General features: G+C 40.8%; 9 protein-coding genes and 1 pseudogene. 9 read left to right on the forward strand and 1 reads right to left on the reverse strand.

Going from position 1 to position 23527, the window contains the following annotated elements; translation table 11 throughout:
* Positions 1–350 precede the first annotated feature (350 nt).
* A pseudogene (locus V7K69_RS14350) lies at positions 351–890 on the forward strand (SDR family oxidoreductase); the annotation flags it as partial.
* 131 nt (positions 891–1021) lie between these two features.
* Here V7K69_RS14350 and V7K69_RS14355 read toward each other — a convergent pair.
* Positions 1022–2026, reverse strand: a complete 1005-nt coding sequence (locus tag V7K69_RS14355) for a methyltransferase (protein ID WP_335035392.1) — start codon at positions 2024–2026, stop codon at positions 1022–1024.
* 14 nt (positions 2027–2040) lie between these two features.
* Here V7K69_RS14355 and V7K69_RS14360 point away from each other — a divergent pair, with 14 nt between their 5' ends.
* The 8 genes from V7K69_RS14360 (at position 2041) to V7K69_RS14395 (ending at position 23441) form a co-directional block, all read left to right on the forward strand.
* On the forward strand, positions 2041–2172 hold the full coding sequence (locus tag V7K69_RS14360; protein ID WP_335035393.1) for a hypothetical protein: 132 nt from the start codon (positions 2041–2043) through the stop codon (positions 2170–2172).
* A gap of 1042 nt (positions 2173–3214) precedes the next feature.
* On the forward strand, positions 3215–5245 hold the full coding sequence (locus V7K69_RS14365; protein WP_335035395.1) for a non-ribosomal peptide synthetase: 2031 nt from the start codon (positions 3215–3217) through the stop codon (positions 5243–5245).
* Between the two features lie 12 nt (positions 5246–5257).
* The gene (locus tag V7K69_RS14370) at positions 5258–10168 is read left to right on the forward strand and encodes an aminotransferase class III-fold pyridoxal phosphate-dependent enzyme (RefSeq protein ID WP_335035397.1); all 4911 of its coding nucleotides are present in this window, start codon (positions 5258–5260) and stop codon (positions 10166–10168) included.
* Positions 10169–10546: 378 nt separating this feature from the next.
* Entirely contained in the window at positions 10547–11695 is a 1149-nt protein-coding gene (locus V7K69_RS14375; RefSeq protein WP_335035399.1) for an acyltransferase family protein, read from the forward strand.
* A gap of 76 nt (positions 11696–11771) precedes the next feature.
* Positions 11772–15053 (forward strand): non-ribosomal peptide synthetase, encoded by a 3282-nt coding sequence (locus V7K69_RS14380; protein WP_335035401.1) that lies wholly within the window; start codon positions 11772–11774, stop codon positions 15051–15053.
* Positions 15050–19345, forward strand: coding sequence for a non-ribosomal peptide synthetase (locus V7K69_RS14385; protein WP_335035403.1), 4296 nt, complete (start codon positions 15050–15052; stop codon positions 19343–19345). Before V7K69_RS14380 ends, V7K69_RS14385 begins: the two co-directional genes overlap by 4 nt.
* Before the next feature lie 49 nt (positions 19346–19394).
* Positions 19395–19610 carry a hypothetical protein gene (locus tag V7K69_RS14390; protein WP_335035404.1) on the forward strand — a complete coding sequence of 72 codons (216 nt, stop codon included), beginning with the start codon at positions 19395–19397 and terminating at the stop codon, positions 19608–19610.
* 822 nt (positions 19611–20432) lie between these two features.
* Positions 20433–23441 (forward strand): peptidase domain-containing ABC transporter, encoded by a 3009-nt coding sequence (locus V7K69_RS14395; RefSeq protein WP_335035406.1) that lies wholly within the window; start codon positions 20433–20435, stop codon positions 23439–23441.
* The last annotated feature ends 86 nt before the right edge of the window (positions 23442–23527 follow it).

Below are 23527 nucleotides of genomic sequence, written 5' to 3' on the forward strand. Positions count from 1 at the left end.
GGCGGATGCTTTCAGGCTGACAAGATAATATTTTTAACCTCTAATTCCATTTGGTCTGCTTTCTCTCATATCGCTTTTAGTCTAAACTCCAGTAGTGAGAGGAATAGCCAGTTTTTTGAGGTTAAAACTTTCGTAAAGACTTTTTTTGCATCTTCGGGCTTTTGATTACAATTTATATCGTAATCAATTAACTCATGCAGTAAATCAAACGGTAGTAAGTGGGTTGGCGCAATTAAAGCTAACTGGTGAAGGCTGTCCTTTGTCATTGGTCATTAGTAAGGACTTTAAGCCTATTTCGTTTCGTAATATACTTGGGTTTTTCCGCGCAAACTTACTTAGTAGGTAGGTTAGTGCAATTAAAGCCAATCAATCAGCAGGTCGTTTCGGTCGTTGGAGCCTCTAGTGGTATCGGACGGATTACAGCTCTTGAGTTTGCTAGACGCGGGGCAAAAGTGGTAGTCTCGGCTCGCAGTGAGTCGAAGCTCAAGTCTTTAGTGGAGGAAATTCGCGGCTTTGGCGGCGAGGCAACTTTTTGTGTCGCTGATGTGCAAGTATTTGAGCAAGTTAAGGCGATCGCAGATAAAACCGTGGAAGTATACGGACGGCTTGATACGTGGGTTCATGTTGCCGCGATCGGTATCTTTGCAACATTTGATAAGACAACACCAGAAGAGTTTAAGCATGTTATTGATGTCAACTTGATGGGACAAGTACATGGTGCGATGGCGGCTTTACCCCATCTCAAACGTGAGGGACGCGGCGCACTGATTCACGTCTCTTCAATGGAAGGTAGGCGATCGCTTCCATATCAAAGTGCTTACTCTTCAGCTAAACATGGGATCGAGGGCTTTCTTGAAGCTATGCGTCTCGAATTGATACATGAAAAATTTTAAAGAAAATTCTCAGTTTATGTGGTGGTTCATCAATCTTTTTTGTTAAGTTTTCACCTAGATATGATCAGGGCTTGAGATTATTTTTTGGAGATGTCTCTTAAACTTTTTTACCCAATGTCGTCATTAATTTATTTGTATGCAACTATTACTTGCTGTTCAGTAGTTGGGAGTGAGTGAAGTTGAGAATGGGAAAAACCAGCGTTGCTAAACATACTTTCGTACTCTGCAAATGTATAAGCATCGCCACTAGGGGTTGTTGCTAACATGACCAAGCTGAAAGCGGCAGCATCAGGTGGCGTAATCCGGTCAGAATTAGGAATGAAATCAAAAACGATAACCTTTCCATCAACAGCTAGCGCAGTCTTGATTTTTATCAGTAGCTGTTCACACGTTGCTACATCAAAATGATGTAAGAAGTTGGGGAGTAAAACTAGATCGTAGTCATTACCGTAATCTACTTCAAAAGCACTACCAGCAATTGTATGGTAGCGGGAAGCTATTCCTTGTATCCTGGCGTTTTCTTTGGCAACCTCTAAAACCGGTGCCCAATCAACACCAAAAATTTCGGCATTGGGGTTATGTTGGGCTACTGCAATACCAAATAAACCATGACTTGCTGAAATATCTAATACTTTCAGTGGCTCTATCTTATTCTCATTTACTAACTCAGCGATTAATTGTGCAGGGTTTGCCATCATTGGTGACATCGCTTTTGCAAATTGCACCCATACTGGATGTTCTGGCGATAAAGTTCCTTCGGATGATATGGCAGTTCCTCCTTTAAGGACGGCAGCAGTCAGGTCATTGAAACCGTTAGTTATCATCGGAGATAGTATAAACTCAATTGCATCTCCCACGTAAAATTTGCTTTGCCGATCCAAAAACATTGCTGAATCTGACGTAAGCCTATAGCCTTCTGCTTCCTTTGTGATAAAGCCGATAATCACCAAGTAATCACACAACATTCGCATACCTCGCTCAGAGGTTTGACACTTTTGTGCAAGTGATTGACTCGACTCAATTCCTTGACTGATAGCAGTAAAAACATTCAATTCAACTGCGGCTTTAATTGCTGCGCTGCGTTGGTAAGCGTTAACTGTATTGAAGAATAGTGCAGGTGAGGGTATTGACATATAAATATTTTTCAATGACAAAATATAATCAGCGATCGCCTGTCAAACAAGTGGGTATTGTTGGCGATCGCAATTATCATACCTTTGAGGTTTCCAATAGCACAATCATGCGTAAAGCTACTTTGGAGTCGGAGTCGATGGATTAGTTGTCTCTTCAAAGGAAATGTAGAACAGCTTAATATTTTACAATATATCTAATATAAATACTTAGAGAAAAATGTACATATTTACCCCCTATAGCCTACTGATACGTTGCAAATATTTTGCCGATTGTATAATTACTAACTGTTTTATACTATAAAATCTTGAAAATATGGCTCTTCAGTTCCTTTTATGGAGTCGAATAATAAATAAAATCTAATCAAAGCCTATGTTCCTTGCTATGACTAGATTTTAAATTTTTGAGCCTTTCTATAAAACGGCTATTTTAATGCTGTAACATAAAACCAACGCAAGAGCCGAAAATATTAAGTATTAATAAGTAGAATTAGGGCACAAAAAATTCTGATGGTCGTAGCCTGAAGTTCAACCTACCTCCAAACGGATTCCATTGCTTGCTTATCGGCTGATAAAATCGCTGTCTTCCTTGCCCATCAAGGCATTGATTCTTCTTATCCTCTCAAATAAGCGAACGTACAGTTAATACTCTCATTGCAAATCACCTCTAAAGTTTTAATTTTCAATGAAGATGTATTGAAAATAACTCAGATTTTGAGGAAATAGGTCAAAATAAAAAAACTAAATCTAAGAGTCAGTGCCCTTTCATATAAACATTATAGGATTGCGGCATGATTTCTTGTCAAATTAGTCTTGAAATATAATTTAAAAATATGACTAAAAAATGTAATTAAAAATACTAGTGTTTAAACAAACCTTGCGTGATGCTGGAGCTATATTTAGTTTTCAGACATCATAATTTATAGTTACTTATTTATCTCGAAACAATATCGTACTCAACTTACATAGGTTACTGGTTTATCCAAAAATCTATATCTATATAAAAGTATCTCTCAATATGAATTTTAGAACAAACCTTAGTATTTTTCACTCAGTAATAATTCTGATTTTGTATAGTTTAGTAGTAACATTAGCTGCAACGTTAAACTTGACATTTGTTGAGTTAAAAATGCAGCACTACTTAAAAACTACAAGTTTTGCAAAAAGATTTATTTTTTGCGGAAATAAAATATGAAAGCAAGAACTGATTCATTAGCTAAAAATAAAAATCAATTTCTGGTAACTGAGTCTCAAACATCATTATCATCAGATAATAACTTAGAACGATATAATTTAACATTACCTATCTTGAAAGAATCCGAAAAAGACCTACTGATCGAGTGGAATAAGACTCAAACGGATTATCCTCAGCAAGCGTGTATTCATCAGTTGTTTGAAGCACAGGTTGAGAAAACACCTGATGCTGTAGCATTAATCTTTAATAATCAGCATCTCACCTATAGAGATTTGAATAGTCGTGCTAATCAACTGGCACAATATCTACAAACACTAGGTATAGGAGCAGAAACTCTTGTAGGTATCTGCATAGAGCGCTCCTTAGAAATGGTTGTAGCACTTTTAGCTATCCTCAAAGCGGGTGGAGCTTATGTACCGCTAGATCCAGGGTATCCACAAGAACGTTTAGCTTTTATGCTATTAGATACCCAGGTATCTATACTATTAACTCAAAAAGACCTAGTTGCTAAATTACCTGCTCATACAGCATTTGTAATTTGCCTAGATGCAGATTGGCATACAATCGCCCAAAATAAAAAAGAGAACCTAAGCACTAGCGTCACTGCTGAAAACTTGGCTTATGTCATGTATACATCAGGTTCTACAGGTACACCTAAAGGGGTTAGCGTTATCCATCGTGGTGTAGTGAGGTTGGTCAAAGAAACTAATTATGCTCACCTCACGGCTGAAGAAATAATTCTGCAACTTGCTCCTATTTCCTTCGACGCTTCAACTTTTGAAATTTGGGGTTGCTTACTTAACGGTGGGCAACTAGTAATTTGCCCTCCTCATACACCATCATTAGAAGAATTAGGGCAGATTATTCAACAATATCAAGTCACTACTCTTTGGCTGACAGCCGGCTTATTCCATCTCATAGTGGATGAAAAAATTGATGCGTTAAAATCTTTGCGTCAACTTTTAGCAGGCGGCGATGTCTTATCTGTTCCCCATGTACAGAAATTTCTCCAAACAGTAGAGAACTGTCGGCTAATTAATGGTTATGGGCCAACTGAGAATACAACTTTTACCTGCTGCCATCTGATAACAGCGCCACTGCAACCAGGTGTATCTATTCCTATTGGTCGCCCAATTGCTAATACCCAAGTTTATATATTAAACAACAACTTCCAAACAGTAGCAATTGGAGAAATTGGCGAATTGTACATTGCTGGAGATGGATTAGCTAGAGGGTATTTAAATCGCCCCGAATTGACTGCCGAAAAATTTATTTCTCACTCATTTGATAGCAATTTAGCAACCCGCCTTTACAAAACTGGAGATTTAGCTCGTTATCTTCCAGATGGCAATATCGAGTTCTTAGGTCGGATTGACAATCAGGTAAAAATTCGCGGTTTCCGAATTGAACTAGGGGAAATTGAGCGGGAGATTGCACAACATCCTGATGTTCGGGAAATTGTTGTTTTAGCTCGTCAGGATGAAACAGGTGAAAAGCAGTTGACTGCTTACATTGTTCCTCACTATAACAGTAGATATACACACAATAATTTACGTAGTTTTTTACAGCAGCAACTACCTCATTACATGGTGCCATCAGCATTTGTGATGTTAGAATCACTGCCTCTAACCGCAAATGGCAAAGTAGATAGACATAAATTGCCAGCACCAAGTAGAGAACGTCCGCAACTGGAACAAGCGTACATTGCTCCCCAAACCGATTTAGAACGTTTGCTTGCAGGTATTTTGTCTGAACTGCTCAAAATCGATCGCGTTGGGATTGATGATAATTTCTTTGATTTGGGAGCAACTTCAATCTCAATTCTACAAGTTGCTGCGCGAGTCAAACAGGAACTTGGTATTGAACTACCTACTGTGAAGCTATTTCAGTATTCAACGATTGGCTCTTTAGCAAAATATTTGGATTCAAACCAGAACAGCCAACCGTCTCATGACAAGCTGCAAAATCGCGCTCAACGCCAACAAGCAGCTCAAGCTCGTCGCCGTAATCATCAACAAGGTGTTTAAGCAATGGTAAATATGCAAACCTCAGATAACCAAGATCCTATTGATGGTGTTGCCATTATCGGCATGGTAGGAAGATTCCCTGGCGCTGGCAATGTCGATGAGTTTTGGCGCAATCTGTGTGAAGGATTAGAGTCAACGACTTTTTTTCAAGATGAAGAGTTAGATCCCAGCATTGACCCGAACCTTTGCAAAGATCCCAGTTATGTAAAAGCTAGAGGCATCATTCCTGGGGGAGAAACTTTTGATGCTGCCTTCTTTGGCATTAATCCACTAGAAGCTGTGGTTATGGACCCACAAGCCAGAGTTTTTCTAGAGTTGGTTTATGAAGCTCTAGAAAATGCTGGTTATGAAGCAGAATCTTTCGATGGTTTGATTGGTTTATACGCTGGTTGTGGTCAAAATACTTATTTTGCCAACCATATTTCTGGACGTATGGAAATTGTCGATCGCATCGGCGAGTTCCAGACTATGTTAGCAAATGAAAAAGACTTTTTAACCACCCGTGCTGCTTACAAGCTCAACCTGAAAGGCCCGGCTGTCAGTGTTAATACAGCTTGCTCTACTTCTTTAGTAGCAATTATTCAAGCTTGCCAAGCCTTAAGTAGCTATCAGTGCGATATGGCTTTAGCTGGGGGTGTATCTATGACTACACCCCAAAATAGTGGTTATATCGCTCAAGAAGGCAGTATGCTCTCTGGAGATGGTCATTGTCGTCCCTTTGATGCCAGCGCTCAGGGCACAATGTTCAACAATGGTGCAGGAATAGTTGTCCTGAAGCGTTTAGAAGATGCACTCAATGAAGGCGATCGCATCTATGCCGTAATTCGTGGTTCAGGTATTAATAATGACGGCGCTGATAAAGTAAGCTTTACTGCTCCTAGCGTAGACGGACAAGCAGAAGCCGTTGCAATGGCGCAAGCTTATGCCAACTTCCATCCAGAAACCATCTCTTATATTGAAGCTCACGGTACAGCTACACCTTTAGGCGACCCCATTGAAATTGAAGCGCTGACGCAAGCATTTCGTGTGCATACAGATGCTAAACAATTTTGTGCGATCGGCTCTCTCAAAAGCAATGTCGGACATTTAGTTGCGGCTGCTGGGGTAGCAGGATTAATTAAAACCGTTCTTGCCCTGCATTATAAAAAGATTCCACCTAGCTTAAATTTTGAGGCTCCCAACCCTAAGATTGACTTTGCCAATAGCCCCTTCTATGTAAATACCAAACTAGCTGAATGGCCAGAAGGTGAAACTCCACGACGGGCTGGTGTAAGTTCTTTTGGTGTCGGCGGGACTAATGCTCATGTTGTACTGGAAGAAGCGCCACAAATTCAACATTCTGGATCTTCTCGTCCACAGCAGCTATTCTTGCTCTCGGCAAAAACTAGTACAGCCTTAGAAACTGCAACAGCAAATTTGCAGCAATATCTCCAGTACAATGCTGAAATTAACTTAGCCGATGTAGCTTATACCCTACAGCGAGGGCGCAAAGCCTTAAATTATCGACGTAGTATAGTTTGTCACGACATCACAGATGCGATCGCAGCACTGCAATCTTTAGATCCCAATCAAGTAAATACCCGCCATACAGAAATCCGTAATCCAGCCGTTGCCTTCATGTTCCCCGGACAAGGGTCGCAATATGTGGATATGGGACTGAATCTCTACAACCGCGAACCTGTGTTTCAGGAGGTAGTAGATGAATGTGCAGAAATCCTTAAACCATTACTGGGCGGTGATTTACGAAAAATTATATATCCCGCGCCCAGCGATCGCGAAACTGCGGCTATCGCCCTAAAGCAAACCTGCTTTACTCAACCAGCATTATTCGTCGTTGAATACGCTTTAGCGCAACTGTGGCAAAGTTGGGGAGTCAAGCCCCAAGCGATGATTGGTCACAGCATTGGCGAATTTGTCGCCGCCTGTATTGCGGGTGTATTCACCTTAGAAGATGCGCTGATGTTGGTTGCAAATCGCGGTCGCTTCATGTGGGAGTTACCACAAGGGGCTATGCTCTCAGTGCGCTTACCAGCCAAAGAGGTAGAGCCGCGATTAAGTGCAGAACTAGCGATCGCAGCAATTAATGGCCCTTCCCTATGTGTAGTTTCTGGCCCCACAGAGGCGATCGCGGCTCTGCAAAAACAACTAGAAAGCGAAGAAATTGTCTGTCGCCGTTTACACACCTCCCACGCTTTCCATTCCCCAATGATGGATGACATCATAGCCCCCTTTGCAGAGGTAGTTAGGAAAGTTAAATTATCACCTCCTCAAATTCCCTTTGTTTCCACAGTTACCGCCGACTGGATTACAGCCCAGCAAGCAACTGATCCGATGTATTGGGCGACACATTTACGTCAGACTGTGCGATTTGCACAGGGCATACAAACCTTATGGCAGCAACCAGAACGCGTACTGTTAGAAGTTGGGCCGCGAATCACAACTACGACCTTAGCCCGCCAACAAGCAAAAGATATTAAACAACAGATAGCGATCGCTTCTCTGGGCGATAACGCTGAGAACGAAGCCGAATGGACAGCATTACTCAAGGCAGTAGGACAACTGTGGCTAGCAGGAGTATCTATTGACTGGAGCAACTTCTATCAAAGGGAAACGCGACAACGAATTCCTCTACCTACCTATCCCTTTGAACGCCAACGCTTCTGGATTGATCCTTTACCTCATCCCAATCGCGCAGCAACTCCCAAACCTTCAAATCCCCAGTTAGAAAAAACCCAAGATATGACAAAATCTCCTCAGCAAAAGCTTATTCCTCTGTTAAAAGAAATTATTGAAGAAACGTCAGGATTGGAAATCGCTAGTGTTGACGATTCGACAACATTTTTAGAAATGGGATTAGATTCTTTATCACTAACTCAAGTGGGTCTAGCGTTAAAGAAAAAATTTCAAGTAAAGGTAACACTTCGGCAGTTACTAGAAATTTACCCCAATTTAGAAACACTGGCTGACTTTATCAATCCAGCCTTGTCTCCCGAAACTTTATCTGCATTAGGATTAACAGAAACCATTGCAGAACCCATTCCAGAAGTAACATTACCAGCACCTGCAACCACATCACCCACTTTGGTAGTGCATGAAGTTCATACAAATGGATCTGCACCTCAAATTTCACAGCAACCTGCTGCATCTAGTAACGTCCTAGAAAGTGTGATTAATCAGCAGCTACAAATCATGAGCCAACAATTGGCGCTTTTGGGTAATAACAGCCAATCGCTAACAATCCCAGTTGTACCTGCGGCGACACCTCAAAATAATGGTGTCAAGCCACAAAATGTTGTATCTATCCCAGCGACTCAAACGAGCAAAGAATCACCTGTATCGGTAGACACGGAATCAAATGGTGCAAAAAAGGCATTTGGTGCGGCTGCTCGAATTGAAAAAACTCAGACTAAAACTCTGACAGCGCAACAACGCACTCATCTAGATAAAATTATCCAAAGATATACAAAACGGACTCAAAAATCTAAAGAATACACTCAATCTCATCGCCCTTATTTAGCAGATCCAAGAACTGTTTCTGGCTTTAACCCGACGATGAAAGAGATGGTTTATCCCATCGTAGCGTCTCGTTCATCGGGTTCTAAACTTTGGGATCTTGATGGCAATGAATATGTCGATTTAAGTAATGGTTTTGGTTTGAATTTGTTTGGTTGGTCGCCACCTTTCATTACCGAAGCAATTGAAGCGCAACTGAAACTAGGCATGGAAATTGGGCCGCAGACTCCCTTAGTTGGAGAAGTGGCAAAGCTGATGTGTGAGTTGACCAACTTTGACCGAGCAGCCTTTTGCAACACAGGTTCGGAAGCGGTTTTGGGAGCGATGCGGATGGCACGTACCATCACAGGGCGTAACTTAATCGCCATCTTTTCTGGAGCTTATCACGGTATTTTGGATGAAGTAATTGTTCGGGGGACAAAAAAACTCCGGTCAATTCCTGCTGCTCCTGGTATCCCACCGGAAATGGTAGAGAACATTTTGGTGGTGGACTACGATTCACCTGAGTCTCTAGAAATCCTTAGAAGTCGGGCTGATGAGTTAGCAGCAGTAATGGTTGAATCTGTGCAAAGCCGTCGCCCTGAATACCAGCCCAAGGAATTTCTTCAGCAATTGCGTGATTTCACGGAAGAAGCTGGTATTGCTCTAATTTTTGATGAAATCGTTACCGGATTTAGAATTCATCCAGGTGGCGCTCAGGCACATTTTGGTATCAAAGCTGATATAGCAACCTACGGCAAGATTGTGGGCGGTGGACTACCGATTGGAGTAATTGCTGGCAAATCGCAATATATGGATGCTTTAGATGGTGGATTTTGGCAGTTTGGGGATGACTCAGTTCCAGAAGTAGGCGTGACTTACTTTGCCGGCACTTTTGTCCGTCATCCTTTAGCACTAGCAGCCGCCAAAGCAGTACTTCAACATTTAAAGCAGAGTGGCCCCAGCTTGCAGCAAAATCTCAATGCAAGAACTGATAAGTTTGTAGCGGAACTTATGGGCTATTTCGAGAAAGTTCAGGCTCCGTTTACAGCTTATAACTTCGGCTCCCTGTTTATGGTGAAATCTGCACCAGAGTTTCCTTATGGAGACTTACTATTTTATTTACTGCGGGATAAGGGAGTGCATACTTGGGATCACCGTCCTTGCTTCTTGACAACAGCCCATTCCGAAGCCGATCTAGCTTTTGTAATGGCAGCCTTTAAAGAAAGTATTGCCGAAATGCAGTCTGCTGGCTTTTTGTCTGCACCGCCCATAGAAGTAACAAACAGCGAAGTTACTAATAACAGCCTACGTAATCGTCCTCCACAACCTAATGCCAAATTAGGACGAGATCCCCAAGGCAACCCCGCCTGGTATATCCCCGATACTGAGCGGCCTGGGAAGTACTTACAAGTTGCAAGTGTTTCCTGAGTACTTTAAAAAATTGGCGTTGCTGATTGAAAGTATGAAGCCATATCTAAAAATGTCAATTCCTACTCCAATTCAGCAACACCAAAAATTAACTGTTTTTGCAAATCGTAAATACTCATCGATTAGGGCTTTTTATATTAACTGAGAATCCACTTAAACCTGGCTCAAGTAAGTCCTAACTCGCTGATAGGAAAAATTAAAAGTTAAAGTTTTGACAGATTCGATATAGCATAATTACTTTTATACATAGCGTAGCAAATGCCTACCAAAACTATAATCTGGTGAACAATGTTTAGCATACTTGTATTTCAAAAATTCCATAAAATCATCAAGATTATCCTAAAAATATCCAACTGTTTATATTCTTGAGATAATTCAATGCCAAAAATATCAATGTATAACCAAATCAATTCGCTCACTGCTCTGCGCGGCATTGCAGCTTTGGTTGTTGTTGTACATCATTTCTCATATTACACTTTACCTAAAACTGGTTCAACTTTATCAGCATATAGCAATTTTTTTCGTAATGGATATTTGTGGGTTGATTTTTTCTTCATTCTGAGTGGTTTTATTATGACCCACGTTTATATTGAAGATTTTTCATTAAAAGTTAATTCAACTAAATATCGATCATATTTATTTTCACGTTTTGCCAGAATTTATCCTTTACATATATTTATTTTATCTCTATTTATCGGATTAGAAACTTTAAAAATATTTTTACTAAATAATTCTGCTTTTACTGGTAAATTTAACTTAACCGCCCTTTTTGCTAATATTTTCCTTCTTCAAGCATTCGACTTAAATTGCCCACCTTTATTTTGGTGTGATACTTATTGGAATGAGCCAGCTTGGTCAATTAGTGTAGAGTTTGTTATTTATTGCATATTTCCATTTTTGTTATTTTTCTTATTACAAAATAATGAAAAAATGGATTTAAAAATTTATGTTTTTGCTCTCTTCAGTATATTACTACTAGTCGCTTTTACCCGTGGAAATTTAGATAGTATTATTGGCATACCTTCCATAGCTAGATGCGGTCTAGAGTGCATACTCGGCATTATAACTTATAAAATCTATCGCAGAGGTAATTATAGAAAATATTTTAATCTTAATTTACTATCAATTCTAGCTATAACTTGGATAATTCTGATTATGAATTACTACTGGACTTATTGGCGTAGTCTTCATGATTGGCTAGTTTTACCAGCTTTTTCTCTTTTAATTTTAGCTGTATCTATCAACAATAATAGTCTAATATCAAAGTTTTTAAATTCCCGGTTGATGCTGTATTCCGGGACTATATCTTACTCGATTTACATGGTTCATTGGTTTGTTCAAGAATTGTTAAAAACATTGTGGATTTATAAATTTCACCAGGCTTTTGGTAAAGGATTCACAGAATATGAAGTCTTGACATCTCTAGGAGTATTTCTTATGATTATCATATTGGCCGCATCATTGACATATAGATTTGTAGAGGTTCCAATGCGTAATTATTTAAAATCTACAATCTTGGCTAAATAATGAATTTAAATGCCAATGATTTGCCAATAAAAAATTAAATTTTACTTTGAATAAACTGAGAAAATAATAGAATTCTATGAGCTTATTACCTGTAGATTACCAATCCAGTTTAACTGCGGTTGATTTTGATCCATTTGCAGATGGAGAATTACTTCTAACCGCCCCTGCCACAGAATCACAAAAAGAAATCTGGGCTTCTGTACAAATGGGGGATGCTGCCAATTGTGCTTATAACGAGTCCCAATCTCTGCGACTAAAAGGCGAACTTGATGTCAAAGTTTTCCAGTCTGCGATTGAAGAATTAGTACAACGTCATGAAGCACTACGCACAACTTTTAGCACCGATGGCAACACACTCTGCATTGTTGCTTCTCGGCAAATTGAAATCCCTATTATTGATCTTTCCAGCTCAGAACCACAAGAACAACAGGAAAAATTAGCTAGTATCTTGCGACAAGAGGTAGAACAACCTTTTGATTTGGAACATGGGCCGCTATTTCGGGCAAAAATTGTCAAATTACAGGCGCAGGAGCATCTAGCTACTTTGACAGCACATCATATTATTTGTGATGGTTGGTCTTGGGCAGTGCTGATGCCAGATTTAGGTAAACTTTATTCTGGCTTGCAACAGGGTATTGTTCCTGAATTGGAAGAACCAGACAATTTAAGTGAATATGCGATTTTGCAGGAAGAAGAGGCGGATAGTCCAGAAGCGATCGCCACAGAACAATACTGGTTGGAACAATTCGCTGACTCTGTACCTGTAGTAGATTTCCCCAGCGATCGCCCCCGTCCACCACTCAGAACCTTTAATGCTGCCCGTGAAGATTGGCATTTAAGTCCAGAACTAGTTGCCAACCTCAAACAACTAGGGACAAAGCTCGGTTGTAGCTTTATGACTACTATCCTGGGAGGATTTGAGGTTTGGCTGCACCGTCTGACGAGACAAAACGACTTGGTTGTTGGTATTCCAGCCGCCGGACAAGCCGCTTTGGGGCAATATAATCTCGTAGGACACTGTGTAAACTTATTACCATTGCGTAGCCAGATTGATGGCGAAAAATCTTTCAGCGACTATCTGCGATCGCGGCGATCGGCTGTCTTAGATGCTTACGATCATCAACAATTTACCTTTGGTAGTCTGGTCAAAAAATTAGTTTTGGCACGGGATTCTAGCCGTATTCCCTTAGTTCCCATTACATTCAATATCGATCAGGGTTTAGATAGTGACAAACTCCCCTTCACTGGGTTGGAAGTAGAATTTTTCTCTAACCCGCGATCGTTCGAGAATTTTGAACTGTTCATCAATGCTACAGAATTACGTGGTCAGATGACCCTGGAATGTCAGTACAACACTAATTTATTTGACGCTGACACTATTCGCCACCGGATGGCAGAGTTTGAAACTTTATTATTGGGTATAGTTGCTAACCCCAATCAAAGTATTTCTAAATTGCCAATTTTACCACCAGTAGAGCAACAGTTATTAGCAACATGGAATCAGACTCAAACACAGTATCCCCAAAATAAATCTATTCATCAGTTATTTGAGGAACAGGTAGAGCGTACCCCTAATGCAATAGCGTTGGTATTTCAAGAACAGCAGCTTACTTACCAAGAGTTAAATATTCGCGCCAACCAATTAGCGCAATACCTGCAAACATTAGGAGTAGGTGCAGATGTTCTTGTGGGAATCTGCGTCGATCGCTCCTTAGAAATGGTAGTAGGTCTTTTAGGGATTCTGAAAGCAGGTGGAGCCTACGTCCCCCTAGATCCTGGGTATCCGCAAGAACGTTTGGCTTTCATGCTTTCAGACACCCAGATCAAATTACTGTTGACCCAAAAACAGTTAATTGACAAACTACCTGCTCACGCAGCAAGTGTAATTTGTCTAGATACTGACTGGGATACTATCAACCAAGCAACACCAGAGAATTTAATTAGTAATGTCAAGGCTGACAACTTGGCTTATGTAATGTACACATCTGGTTCTACAGGTCAGCCCAAAGGTGTTAGTGTTATCCATCAAGGTGTAGTTAGATTAGTCAAAGAAACTAACTATGTAAGCCTCACTAACAAAGAAGTATTTCTGCAAATTAGCCCTATCTCTTTTGATGCTTCAACTTTTGAAATTTGGGGTTGTTTGCTTAATGGTGGAAAACTAATAATATTCCCTCCCCATACGCCATCTTTAGACGAATTAGGGCAATTTATTCAGCAATATCAGGTGACAACCTTATGGCTAACGGCGGGTTTATTCCATCTAATAGTCGATGAAAAAATTGATGCTTTAAAACCCTTACGTCAACTGTTAGCAGGTGGTGATGTTTTATCCGTTACCCATGTCCAGAAATTTCTCAACACAGTAGAAAACTGTAAACTAATTAATGGTTACGGGCCGACAGAAAGTACAACTTTTACTTGCTGTTATGAGATTACAGCACCACTAAAGCCAGGGGCTTCTATTCCTATTGGTCGCCCCATTGCTAATACCCAAGTTTATATATTAGATTCCCATTTACAACCCGTCCCAATTGGCATCACAGGTGAATTGTATATTGGTGGCGATGGTTTAGCACGAGAATATTTCAATCGCCCGGATTTGACTGCTGAAAGATTTATTGCCAATCCCTTTAGCTCAGATACTCAATCACGTTTATATAAAAGTGGAGACTTAGCTCGCTATTTGCCAGATGGAAAGATTGAATACCTGGGTCGGATTGACAATCAGGTAAAAGTGAGCGGTTTCCGCATAGAATTGGGTGAAATTGAAATTGCACTTTTGCAATATCCGGCAATAAAAGAAGCGGTAGTAATTGTTCGAGAAGATGCTCCTGGTGAGAAAGTGCTGGTTGGTTATTTTGTCGCAGAAATTGGCCAAGATAGCCCGCAAATAATCTCCGAGTTACGTCGATTCTTAAAACAGCAGCTTCCTGAGTATATGGTGCCCAAGATTTTTATGGCACTGGAAGCCTTGCCGCTAAATGCTAACGGCAAAGTTGATCGTCGGGCACTACCAAAGCCTGATTCTTTCCGTCCAGAACTGGAAGCAAATTATGTAGCGCCTCGCACTCCCATTGAGCAGCAGATTGCAGATATCTGGACACAGGTTTTAAATGTCAGGCAGGTTGGGATTTACGACAACTTTTTTGAACTGGGTGGATATTCTCTACTAGGAATTCAAGTGGTTTCTCGACTGCGCCAAGCCTTGCAAGTAGAAATTCTCATGTCCAATTTATTTGAATTGCCAACGGTAGCAGATTTAGCTGAACGAGTGGAAACTCTGCGTTGGGCAACCCAAGGTGTTCAGGCTGCTGATAGTGAAACCGCTGATGATTATGAGGAAGGTGAGCTATGAAAACATTAGATGAACTACTCTCTGAACTACGTCAGCGCGATGTCAAACTTTGGTTAGAGGGCGAACGCTTACGCTATCGGGCAGCAAAAGACAGTCTCACACCGGAATTGCTCACCGAGTTAAAAACTCAAAAAGCCGAAATCATCAACTTTCTCCGACAAATTACTACAGCCGCCAGTTCACAGATTCCCCCAATTGTCGCTTGTGAACGGAATGGCAACTTGCCCCTTTCCTTTGGTCAGCAACGGATATGGTTCCTGCACCAATTTGAACCTAATAGTTCCTCAAATAATATGCCCGTTGTGGTGCGTTTTACGGGGAATCTCAACGTTACTTTCTTAGAGGAAAGTTTAAGAGAAGTCGTCCGCCGCCATGAAGTTCTGCGGACAACTTTTCCAGCAGTGAATGGAAAACCTACTCAAGTCATCGCCACTGATGTTTCTTTGACGCTGCCAATAATTGATTTGCGGCAAGTACCAGATGAAAAAAGAGAGGCGGAAGCTCTCTTACTGGCAACTAAAGAAGCTCATCAACCTTTTGATCTAGCCAATGGGCCGATTTTGCGGTTGCTACTGCTGCGATTGAGCGATCGCGAGCATCTGCTAATCTGGAATATGCACTGCATAGTTTGTGATGGAGCTTCTTCCGATATATTTTATCAAGACTTCACTACCATCTATAAAGCATTTTCGGCAGGGAAGGCTTCTCCTTTAACTCCCTTACCAGTGCAGTATGCCGATTTTACCAATTGGCAATATCAGTGGCTCCAAGGAGAGGTTTTAGAGTCACAGGTAAACTACTGGAAGCAAAAGCTAGAAGGCAATTTACCGATCATTGAGTTACCTTACGATCATCCGCGTCCTCATGGTGTGCAGACATATCGAGGCGATCGCGCTGCCCTGCTGCTATCAAAGACGCTGAACCATGCTCTGACAGACCTGAGTCAAAAATGGGGTGTTACCCTCTTCATGACTCTGCTGACAGTGTTTGAGCTATTGCTCTACCGTTATTCTGGACAAGAAGACCTACTGATTAGCTTTGCAAGTGCAAGTCGGGGACAAGTAGAAACCGAGCGGCTGATTGGATTTTTCTCTAATACTCTTGTAATGCGGGGTAACTTAGCAGGAAATCCAACTTTCCGACAATTGTTAGACCGCGTGCGTAAGGATTGCTTAGAGGCTTATACCCATCAAGACTTACCATTTGAAAGACTAATTGAAGAACTTAGACCAGAACAACAAAGTCGGAACAGTTCGCCTTTATTTCAAGTAAAGTTCTCCCTCAATCCTCCTTGGTCAAATGGCCGTGGGATGGGAGCATTGCAACTACCTGATTTGACTATTACTTCTCTATTTGGTTACATCTATCATGGTAAAACCAAATACGATCTGACATTAGTCTTGCGGGAACAGGATAATGGTCTGGGCATGGTATTTGATTACAATGCCGAGATGTTTGATGCCAGTACCATAGAGCGAATGTTGGGACACTTCAAAACTTTACTTGAAGGTATTGTTGCTAATCCCGATCAGCCGATATCTGAATTACCTCTGTTGACAACACCTGAGCATCAATTATTGGTTGGCTGGAATAGCAAACAGGCTGATTATCCGCAGAATACTTGTATTCATCAGTGGTTTGAGGCTCAAACTAAACGAACTCCAGATAATATTGCCGTAAGTTTTAAAAATCAGCAACTAACCTATCAGGAACTCAACCAGCGTGCAAATCAATTAGCCGACTATTTGCAAACTCTAGGGGTAAAATCTGGGGTACTGGTCGGTCTTTATGTAGAGCCTTCGCTAGAGATGATTGTGGGGCTGTTGAGTATTTTGAAAGCTGGGGGAACTTACGTATCCATAGCTCCGACATCTGGGCAAGATAGTCTGGCTTTCATTTTAAAAGATGCCCAAATATCCATAGTGTTAAGCCAAAGCTCATTGGTTGAGAAGTTCTCTGAGCATCAGGTACAAGTTATCTGTTTGGATAATGATTGGGAAGCGATCGCACTACACACAACAGAAAATCAAAATTACTATACCACAGATCAGACTCTGGCCTGTGTGATGTATGCGTCCGGCGGCAATGGGAAACCCAACGGTATAGCCATTACCCATCGTAATCTCGTCACCCACAGCCTAGCAATCAGTGACACTTGGGAGTTGACCCAGAGCGATCGCCTCCTACTATTACCTAGTATCACTCACAATTCTTTTATAGAATCATTGTTCCCCACTTGGATTGCTGGTGCTACTGCAATTATCCAGTCTCAAGAGCTACAATCGACAGCGCAGTTTTTCTCATTCATTGCTCAACAACAGATTACCGTTGTTAATCTACCTACGTATTTTTGGCATCAGTTAGTTAAAGAGCCGTCTCTATCTCCACAAACCTTGCCAGTCAGCTTGCGCTTAGTCGTGGTTGGTGGTGAAAAAGTCTCACGCAATGCTTATTTAACTTGGGTAGAAAAAGTTGGCAAGCAAGTACGTTGGCTTAATGGCTATGGATCGCTAGAAACAACTTTAACCGCCACGGTTTACGATCCGGCAACTGCTACCGAAGCCAGTAACACTCGGTCAGAAATTCCTATCGGAAAAGCGATCGCTAATACCCAAATCTACATTCTCGATCGGCGATTGCAACCCTTGCCAATTGGCGTTACTGGCGAAATCTACATCAGTGGTATCGGTGTTGCACAAGGCTACTTTAACCGTCCCGAATTAACATCTGAGAAATTTATCCCCAATCCCTTTAGTAGCGAATCCGGGTCATACCTTTACAGAAGTGGCGACTTTGGACGCTACTTAAGTGACGGCAATATTGAGTTTATTGGCCGCCGAGATAATCAGGCTAAAATTCGCGGTTTTCGGATTGAGTTGACAGAAATTGAGACAATTTTGGCTCAATATCCAGGCGTGCATAACGCTGCGGTGATTGCCAGAGAAGATGTTTCTGGGGACAAACATTTAGTTGCTTATCTTGTCCCCAAACAAGACGAGACGATTGGGAGTGAGCAGCTACTGAGTTTTCTCCAGCAAAAGCTACCGGAGCATTTGTTGCCTACCTTTGTCATAGTTGATTCTCTGCCGTTGAATGCTAATGGTCTTGATCGTCAAGCCTTACTTGCTCTCAATCCAACTAATATTGAAAGAGAAAAAATATTTGCTACAGCAGAAAATCCATTACAACTTCAATTAACAGAAATCTGGGAAAATGTTTTAGGAATTCATCCGATTGGAATAACAGATAACTTTTTTGATTTGGGTGGACACTCACTGCTGGCGGTACGTCTATTTTCTCAGATTGAAAAGATAGTAGGCAAAAATCTAGCTCTATCTATCCTTTTACAAGCCCCAACTATTGAGCAGTTAGCTAATATTCTTGAGCGAGAAATATGCTCAAAACCTGGGATTGCGGCGGTGCCAACAGCTGATGTCAAATCTGAAACATCAATTCCTTGGTCATCTTTAGTAGCTATTCAGCCCAACGGTTCTAAGCCTCCTTTTTTCTGTGTACATGGTTTGGGTGGAGAAGTTCTACGTTTCCGTGAATTGGCTGTGCATTTAGGATCAGATCAACCATTTTATGGACTACAACCACAAGGGTTAGATGGAAAACAGCTTCCTTATACCCGAATTGAAGACATGGCAGCGCACTACATTCAACAAATCCAGACTATTCAGCCCCATGAGCCTTATTTAATCGGTGGATACTCCTCTGGGGGTTTAATTGCTTACGAGATGGCTCGGCAATTGGCCATACAAGGTAAGGAAGTAGCTTTGCTAGTTTTATTTGATACTTATGGCTCAAAAAATACTGAATCTTTATCATTGCAAAAGTCTGCCTCTCGTGATTGGAAGAGTCTTTTAGCAATTGCATCTAACTATCTTATTGAGCAGGTAAAAGGAAATACAGAACGGTTTAAGTATCAAATCAAAGAGATACTCTGGCGGTTTGTCTTTCACTTTCACCTGATTCTTGGTCGCCCCTTGCCTTACTCCAACCGGAAATACATGGTGGAAAATGCTACTATACAAGCGCTAAGAAAATATGCTTTACAAGTTTACTCAGGTAAAGCAACCGTATTCCGAACAGAAGATGGTCTTGTAGTTGAACAACGAGAAGCTGATTCCAAAATGGGTTGGGGTAAATTGGCATTAGGGGGAGTGGATATTTATGATATTTCTGGGATTCATAATTCCATTTTTAAAGAACCTCATGTACGATCTGTGTCTGAAAAAATGAAGTCTTGCATAGATCAAATTATTGCAGAAAGCATAGTAAAGAAGTAACTCAGTTAGGTACAAAACTTAAGTCTTTAAGCCAGATATAAAGGCTATTTTGACCCGTTCAAACTTCTTTCTGAATTGTGTAGTTATAGCTTTCCAACCTCATCTCACTTGTGGGATGGGGTTGTTTTATTTGCGGGTAATAACTTCCACTGGCTTTCGCCTGTTGGGGAATAACACCTTTGGTTTTGAGGATTTACCAAATAGTGGTGATAAAAATTACAACAACATGATTGTACAGGGAAATTTTGGTGTCAGTCCTGTCTAATATTAAGTACGAGTAATTACTTAGATAAACCCAACAACCTCATCCTAGTTGTGAGATGAGGTTTTTATGCACAGCTATTAATGAGACTCAATATGGATTAAACTAGTGAATTTACTGAAGGCAATTATTGTCTTTCCTTCATAAATTTAATAGTTGATTCCTCTAAGGTCATAATAAATCTTCACCTTTGATTTTGCAGTTAATTTTTATTAAATTAAGCTACCAAAAAAGTAAGAGATAATTCTTTCAAAAATTCGGGTATGGCACTGTTTAATAAGGAAAGTTTACAATCCTTGGCCATTAGTGATTTTGTCAATCTCTATATTCAATAAGATGTAAAAAATAATTCAGAAATTTAAAGTTTTTTTTATTACATAATTTTTAACTAGGGTATTTACTTAGGAAGGCATCTGTGATATTTTCATGTTGATTATCATAAATTAGAATATGCCGACACTAAATTTAACAACCATCTTTATGTATCTTGGTTTGATGATAAGTTGAGTATCCATCTTGCATACTTGCGATGCTTAAATATTTATTTTAAGTTTGTATAAATTATATGTCGTTAACCAAGCGATAACTTGTCCTCGCTCTATTGACATTATACTTTGGTTTGAAAAACGCATAACAATCGTAACCGTGTGATATAAATACAGGTCTGAAATTAGACGAAACTATCCTCTGTACTATTACATATTTAGGCATCTGAATTGTACAGAAGTCTTGCCACTACTGGCATAAAACCAAACACTACCACTGTTAGTAAAAGAGATACTCCCTAATATTTTCGACTTAATTGCTCACTTTTAGTTGTTTTATATGACTTATATTAAGAACACTTTTCCCGAATTTCTCACTACCATAGAAGGGTTTGAACAGTTACCCGATGGAGCGATCGCTAATCTATCAGAACAACTGCAAGCCTGGCGCTATCGCATAGGTCAAAAAATCATTGGTAAAGAAAGTCTCCCGGAACGCATCACTATTATTTATGAGGGACAAGTGCGCCTCTTGGGATACGACCCCCAGACGCAAATGCCAATTACCCTAAAATTGTTGCAACCTGGAGAAATTATCGGCGAAATTAGTTTGTTGCGCGATGTTGCCTGCGAGACTGCGATCGCCTCTACCGAAGTAGTATGTTTAACCTTGAGTGCATCGGCATATTTTAGTTTTCTCGCTTCATACCCAGCTTTTGCCGAAGCCCGCAAGAATCGCAGTTATTTGATAGAAGTTTTTGATATTCTCGGCTCCTATTGGCAAAAGCAAGCGATCGCAACTTTAAATCTCAGAGAACTTACAGAAAAAGCCTTACCGCAGGCAAAAATCCATTACTTACCACCAGGAAAAACTGCATTTAACCAACTGGATAGCGCAAGGGTTTGGTTTGTAAGTGGCGGTGGTACAGTCACGAATTTATCACCTGGCGATCGCCTAGAAGCAGAAGACGACCGAGACAAGATCCAGGTCATAGGTCAAAACCCTTCACGGTTAGTTGGTATTCATCCATCAGATTTGATCTTAGAAGATAGTCATCAGATAGTACTGGCGGTAAATAACACCCAAGTAGATAGCCGAGATGATGATGAATTAGATATCCCTTACGCATCAGACGAAATCGTTCCCCAGACAGTCCCCGATCCCTCAAAGAGTTCGTCAAAACAAAAATACCCGTTTTTTAGTGGTAAGGGAGAATTAAATACAGCCTTCGCCTGCTTCCAAATGATCGCGAAGCACCTAGAAATACCGTTTCGTCGAGAAGTGGTTCGCCGCATCTTAACCGAGCAAGTCAAACGTCAGGGTCTTATATCGTTTCAAGTTACTGCTTACCTGGCAGAATTAATCGGACTCAAGGCGCAGTTAATAGAGATACCAATCTCCTCAGTAACGCGTATTCCTACACCAGCATTGATTCGCTATGGTGATAATTTTGCAGTTTTATATGCAGCAGATGCAAATACCGTGGTTGTTGGTGTCCCATCCAAAGGAATTGTGCGCTGTAAACCTGCTCAATTGGTTGAACAATTAGATGTTGATCCAACCAACTTTCCGCCTCAAGCTAGAGTATTACTGCTCAGTGCTACCAACCAAACACCCCAAGAACGTTTTAGTTTACGGTGGTTTCTGCCATATTTATCAAAGCACCGTCGAGTGTTGATAGAAGTCTTTATTGCCTCATTTTTCGTGCAGTTGGCAGCTTTGGCAAATCCTCTGGTAGTTCAGTTAATTATCGACAAAGTTATCACTCAAAATAGTATTGGCACACTACATATTTTGGGGATCTTACTATTAGTAGTTGGATTATTTGAAGCAGTACTAACTACCTTACGAACTTACTTATTTGTCGATACCACTAACCGGATCGATATGGGTTTAGGGTCGCAAATTATCGACCACTTATTACGTTTACCACTGCGTTATTTTGAACGTCGACCGGTGGGTGAACTTTCCACTCGCATCAACGAATTAGAAAATATTCGCCAATTTTTGACTGGTACTGCCTTAACAGTGGGATTAGATGCTCTGTTCTCGGTGGTGTATATCGGTGTAATGCTGATTTATAGTTGGCAACTCACCTTGGTAGGCTTAAGCACAATTCCTGTGTTTATCGTGATTACCTTAATTGCTTCTCCCACTATTAGCAGACAGTTACGTGCCAAAGCTGAACGCAACGCCGAAACTCAATCTTATTTAGTGGAGGTGATGTCAGGAATTCAAACTGTAAAAGCGCAAAATATCGAACTGCGATCGCGCTTTTCTTGGCAAGAGCGTTACGCTCGGTTTGTCGCTGCTGGTTTTAAAACAGTTGTAACTTCTACCCTCGCCAACTCCACCAGTAACTTTCTCAACAAACTCAGCAGCTTACTGGTTTTGTGGGTAGGAGCTTATTTAGTACTGCAACAACAATTAACTTTAGGCGAACTAATTGCCTTTAGAATTATATCGGGTTACGTCACCAGCCCAATATTGCGTTTAGCTCAACTCTGGCAAAGCTTCCAAGAAACAGCCTTATCTCTAGAACGTTTAAGCGATATTGTCGATACGCCACAAGAAGGAGAAACAGACCGCTACAACATACCCTTACCGACGATTAAGGGAGCAGTAAAATACGAAAATGTTTCCTTCCGATTTGGGACGAGTGGCCCTCTGCAACTTTCCAACGTCAACCTCGAATTTCAGCCAGGGAAATTTATTGGCATCGTCGGACAAAGTGGATCGGGTAAAAGTACGATGATGAAATTGTTGCTGAGACTTTATGAAACTGAGTCCGGCAGAATTTTGATTGATGGTTATGATATTGCCAAAGTCGAACTTTATTCACTGCGACGACAAATTGGCGTAGTTCCCCAAGAAACATTGTTGTTTGACGGTAGCGTTCAAGAAAATATCGCTCTGACGAATCCCGATGCGACAACCGAAGAAATTATCGAAGCGGCTCAGGTTGCGTGCGCTCATGAGTTTATTATGAACTTGCCCAACGGTTACAACACGCGGGTGGGAGAACGGGGTTCTGCACTTTCAGGTGGACAACGACAAAGAATTGCGATCGCTCGTTCTGTTTTACAACGACCAAAATTATTAGTTTTAGATGAAGCAACTAGCGCCCTAGACTATCCCACAGAACGGCAAATATGTCTCAATTTAGCCAAAGCATTTAAGGGTGATACAGTATTTTTTATTACCCACCGACTAAACACCGTCAGTAATGCAGACATGATTGTTGTGATGGATAATAGTAGAGTTATAGAACAAGGTAGCCATCAAGAATTAATGGCTACCAAAGGTCATTATTATTATCTGTATCAGCAACAAGATGTGAACTTGTAGTTAATTATTCTTGGCAGCATAGCATTACATAATTTGAACAGTGTCCACTCAACAACAAATCCAAAACCTAAAATCCAAAATCTTAA

It is taken from the genome of Nostoc sp. (assembly GCF_036917775.1).
Classification (GTDB): domain Bacteria; phylum Cyanobacteriota; class Cyanobacteriia; order Cyanobacteriales; family Nostocaceae; genus Nostoc.

What these genes read in the sequence shown, in the direction of transcription:
- V7K69_RS14380 (WP_335035401.1), top strand. Translation starts at nt 11,772, where the DNA reads ATGAGCTTATTACCTGTAGATTACCAATCCAGTTTAACTGCGGTTGAT.
- V7K69_RS14395 (WP_335035406.1), top strand. Translation starts at nt 20,433, where the DNA reads ATGACTTATATTAAGAACACTTTTCCCGAATTTCTCACTACCATAGAA.
- V7K69_RS14375 (WP_335035399.1), top strand. Translation starts at nt 10,547, where the DNA reads ATGCCAAAAATATCAATGTATAACCAAATCAATTCGCTCACTGCTCTG.
- V7K69_RS14355 (WP_335035392.1), bottom strand. Translation starts at nt 2,026, where the DNA reads ATGTCAATACCCTCACCTGCACTATTCTTCAATACAGTTAACGCTTAC.
- V7K69_RS14365 (WP_335035395.1), top strand. Translation starts at nt 3,215, where the DNA reads ATGAAAGCAAGAACTGATTCATTAGCTAAAAATAAAAATCAATTTCTG.
- V7K69_RS14370 (WP_335035397.1), top strand. Translation starts at nt 5,258, where the DNA reads ATGCAAACCTCAGATAACCAAGATCCTATTGATGGTGTTGCCATTATC.
- V7K69_RS14385 (WP_335035403.1), top strand. Translation starts at nt 15,050, where the DNA reads ATGAAAACATTAGATGAACTACTCTCTGAACTACGTCAGCGCGATGTC.
- V7K69_RS14360 (WP_335035393.1), top strand. Translation starts at nt 2,041, where the DNA reads ATGACAAAATATAATCAGCGATCGCCTGTCAAACAAGTGGGTATTGTT.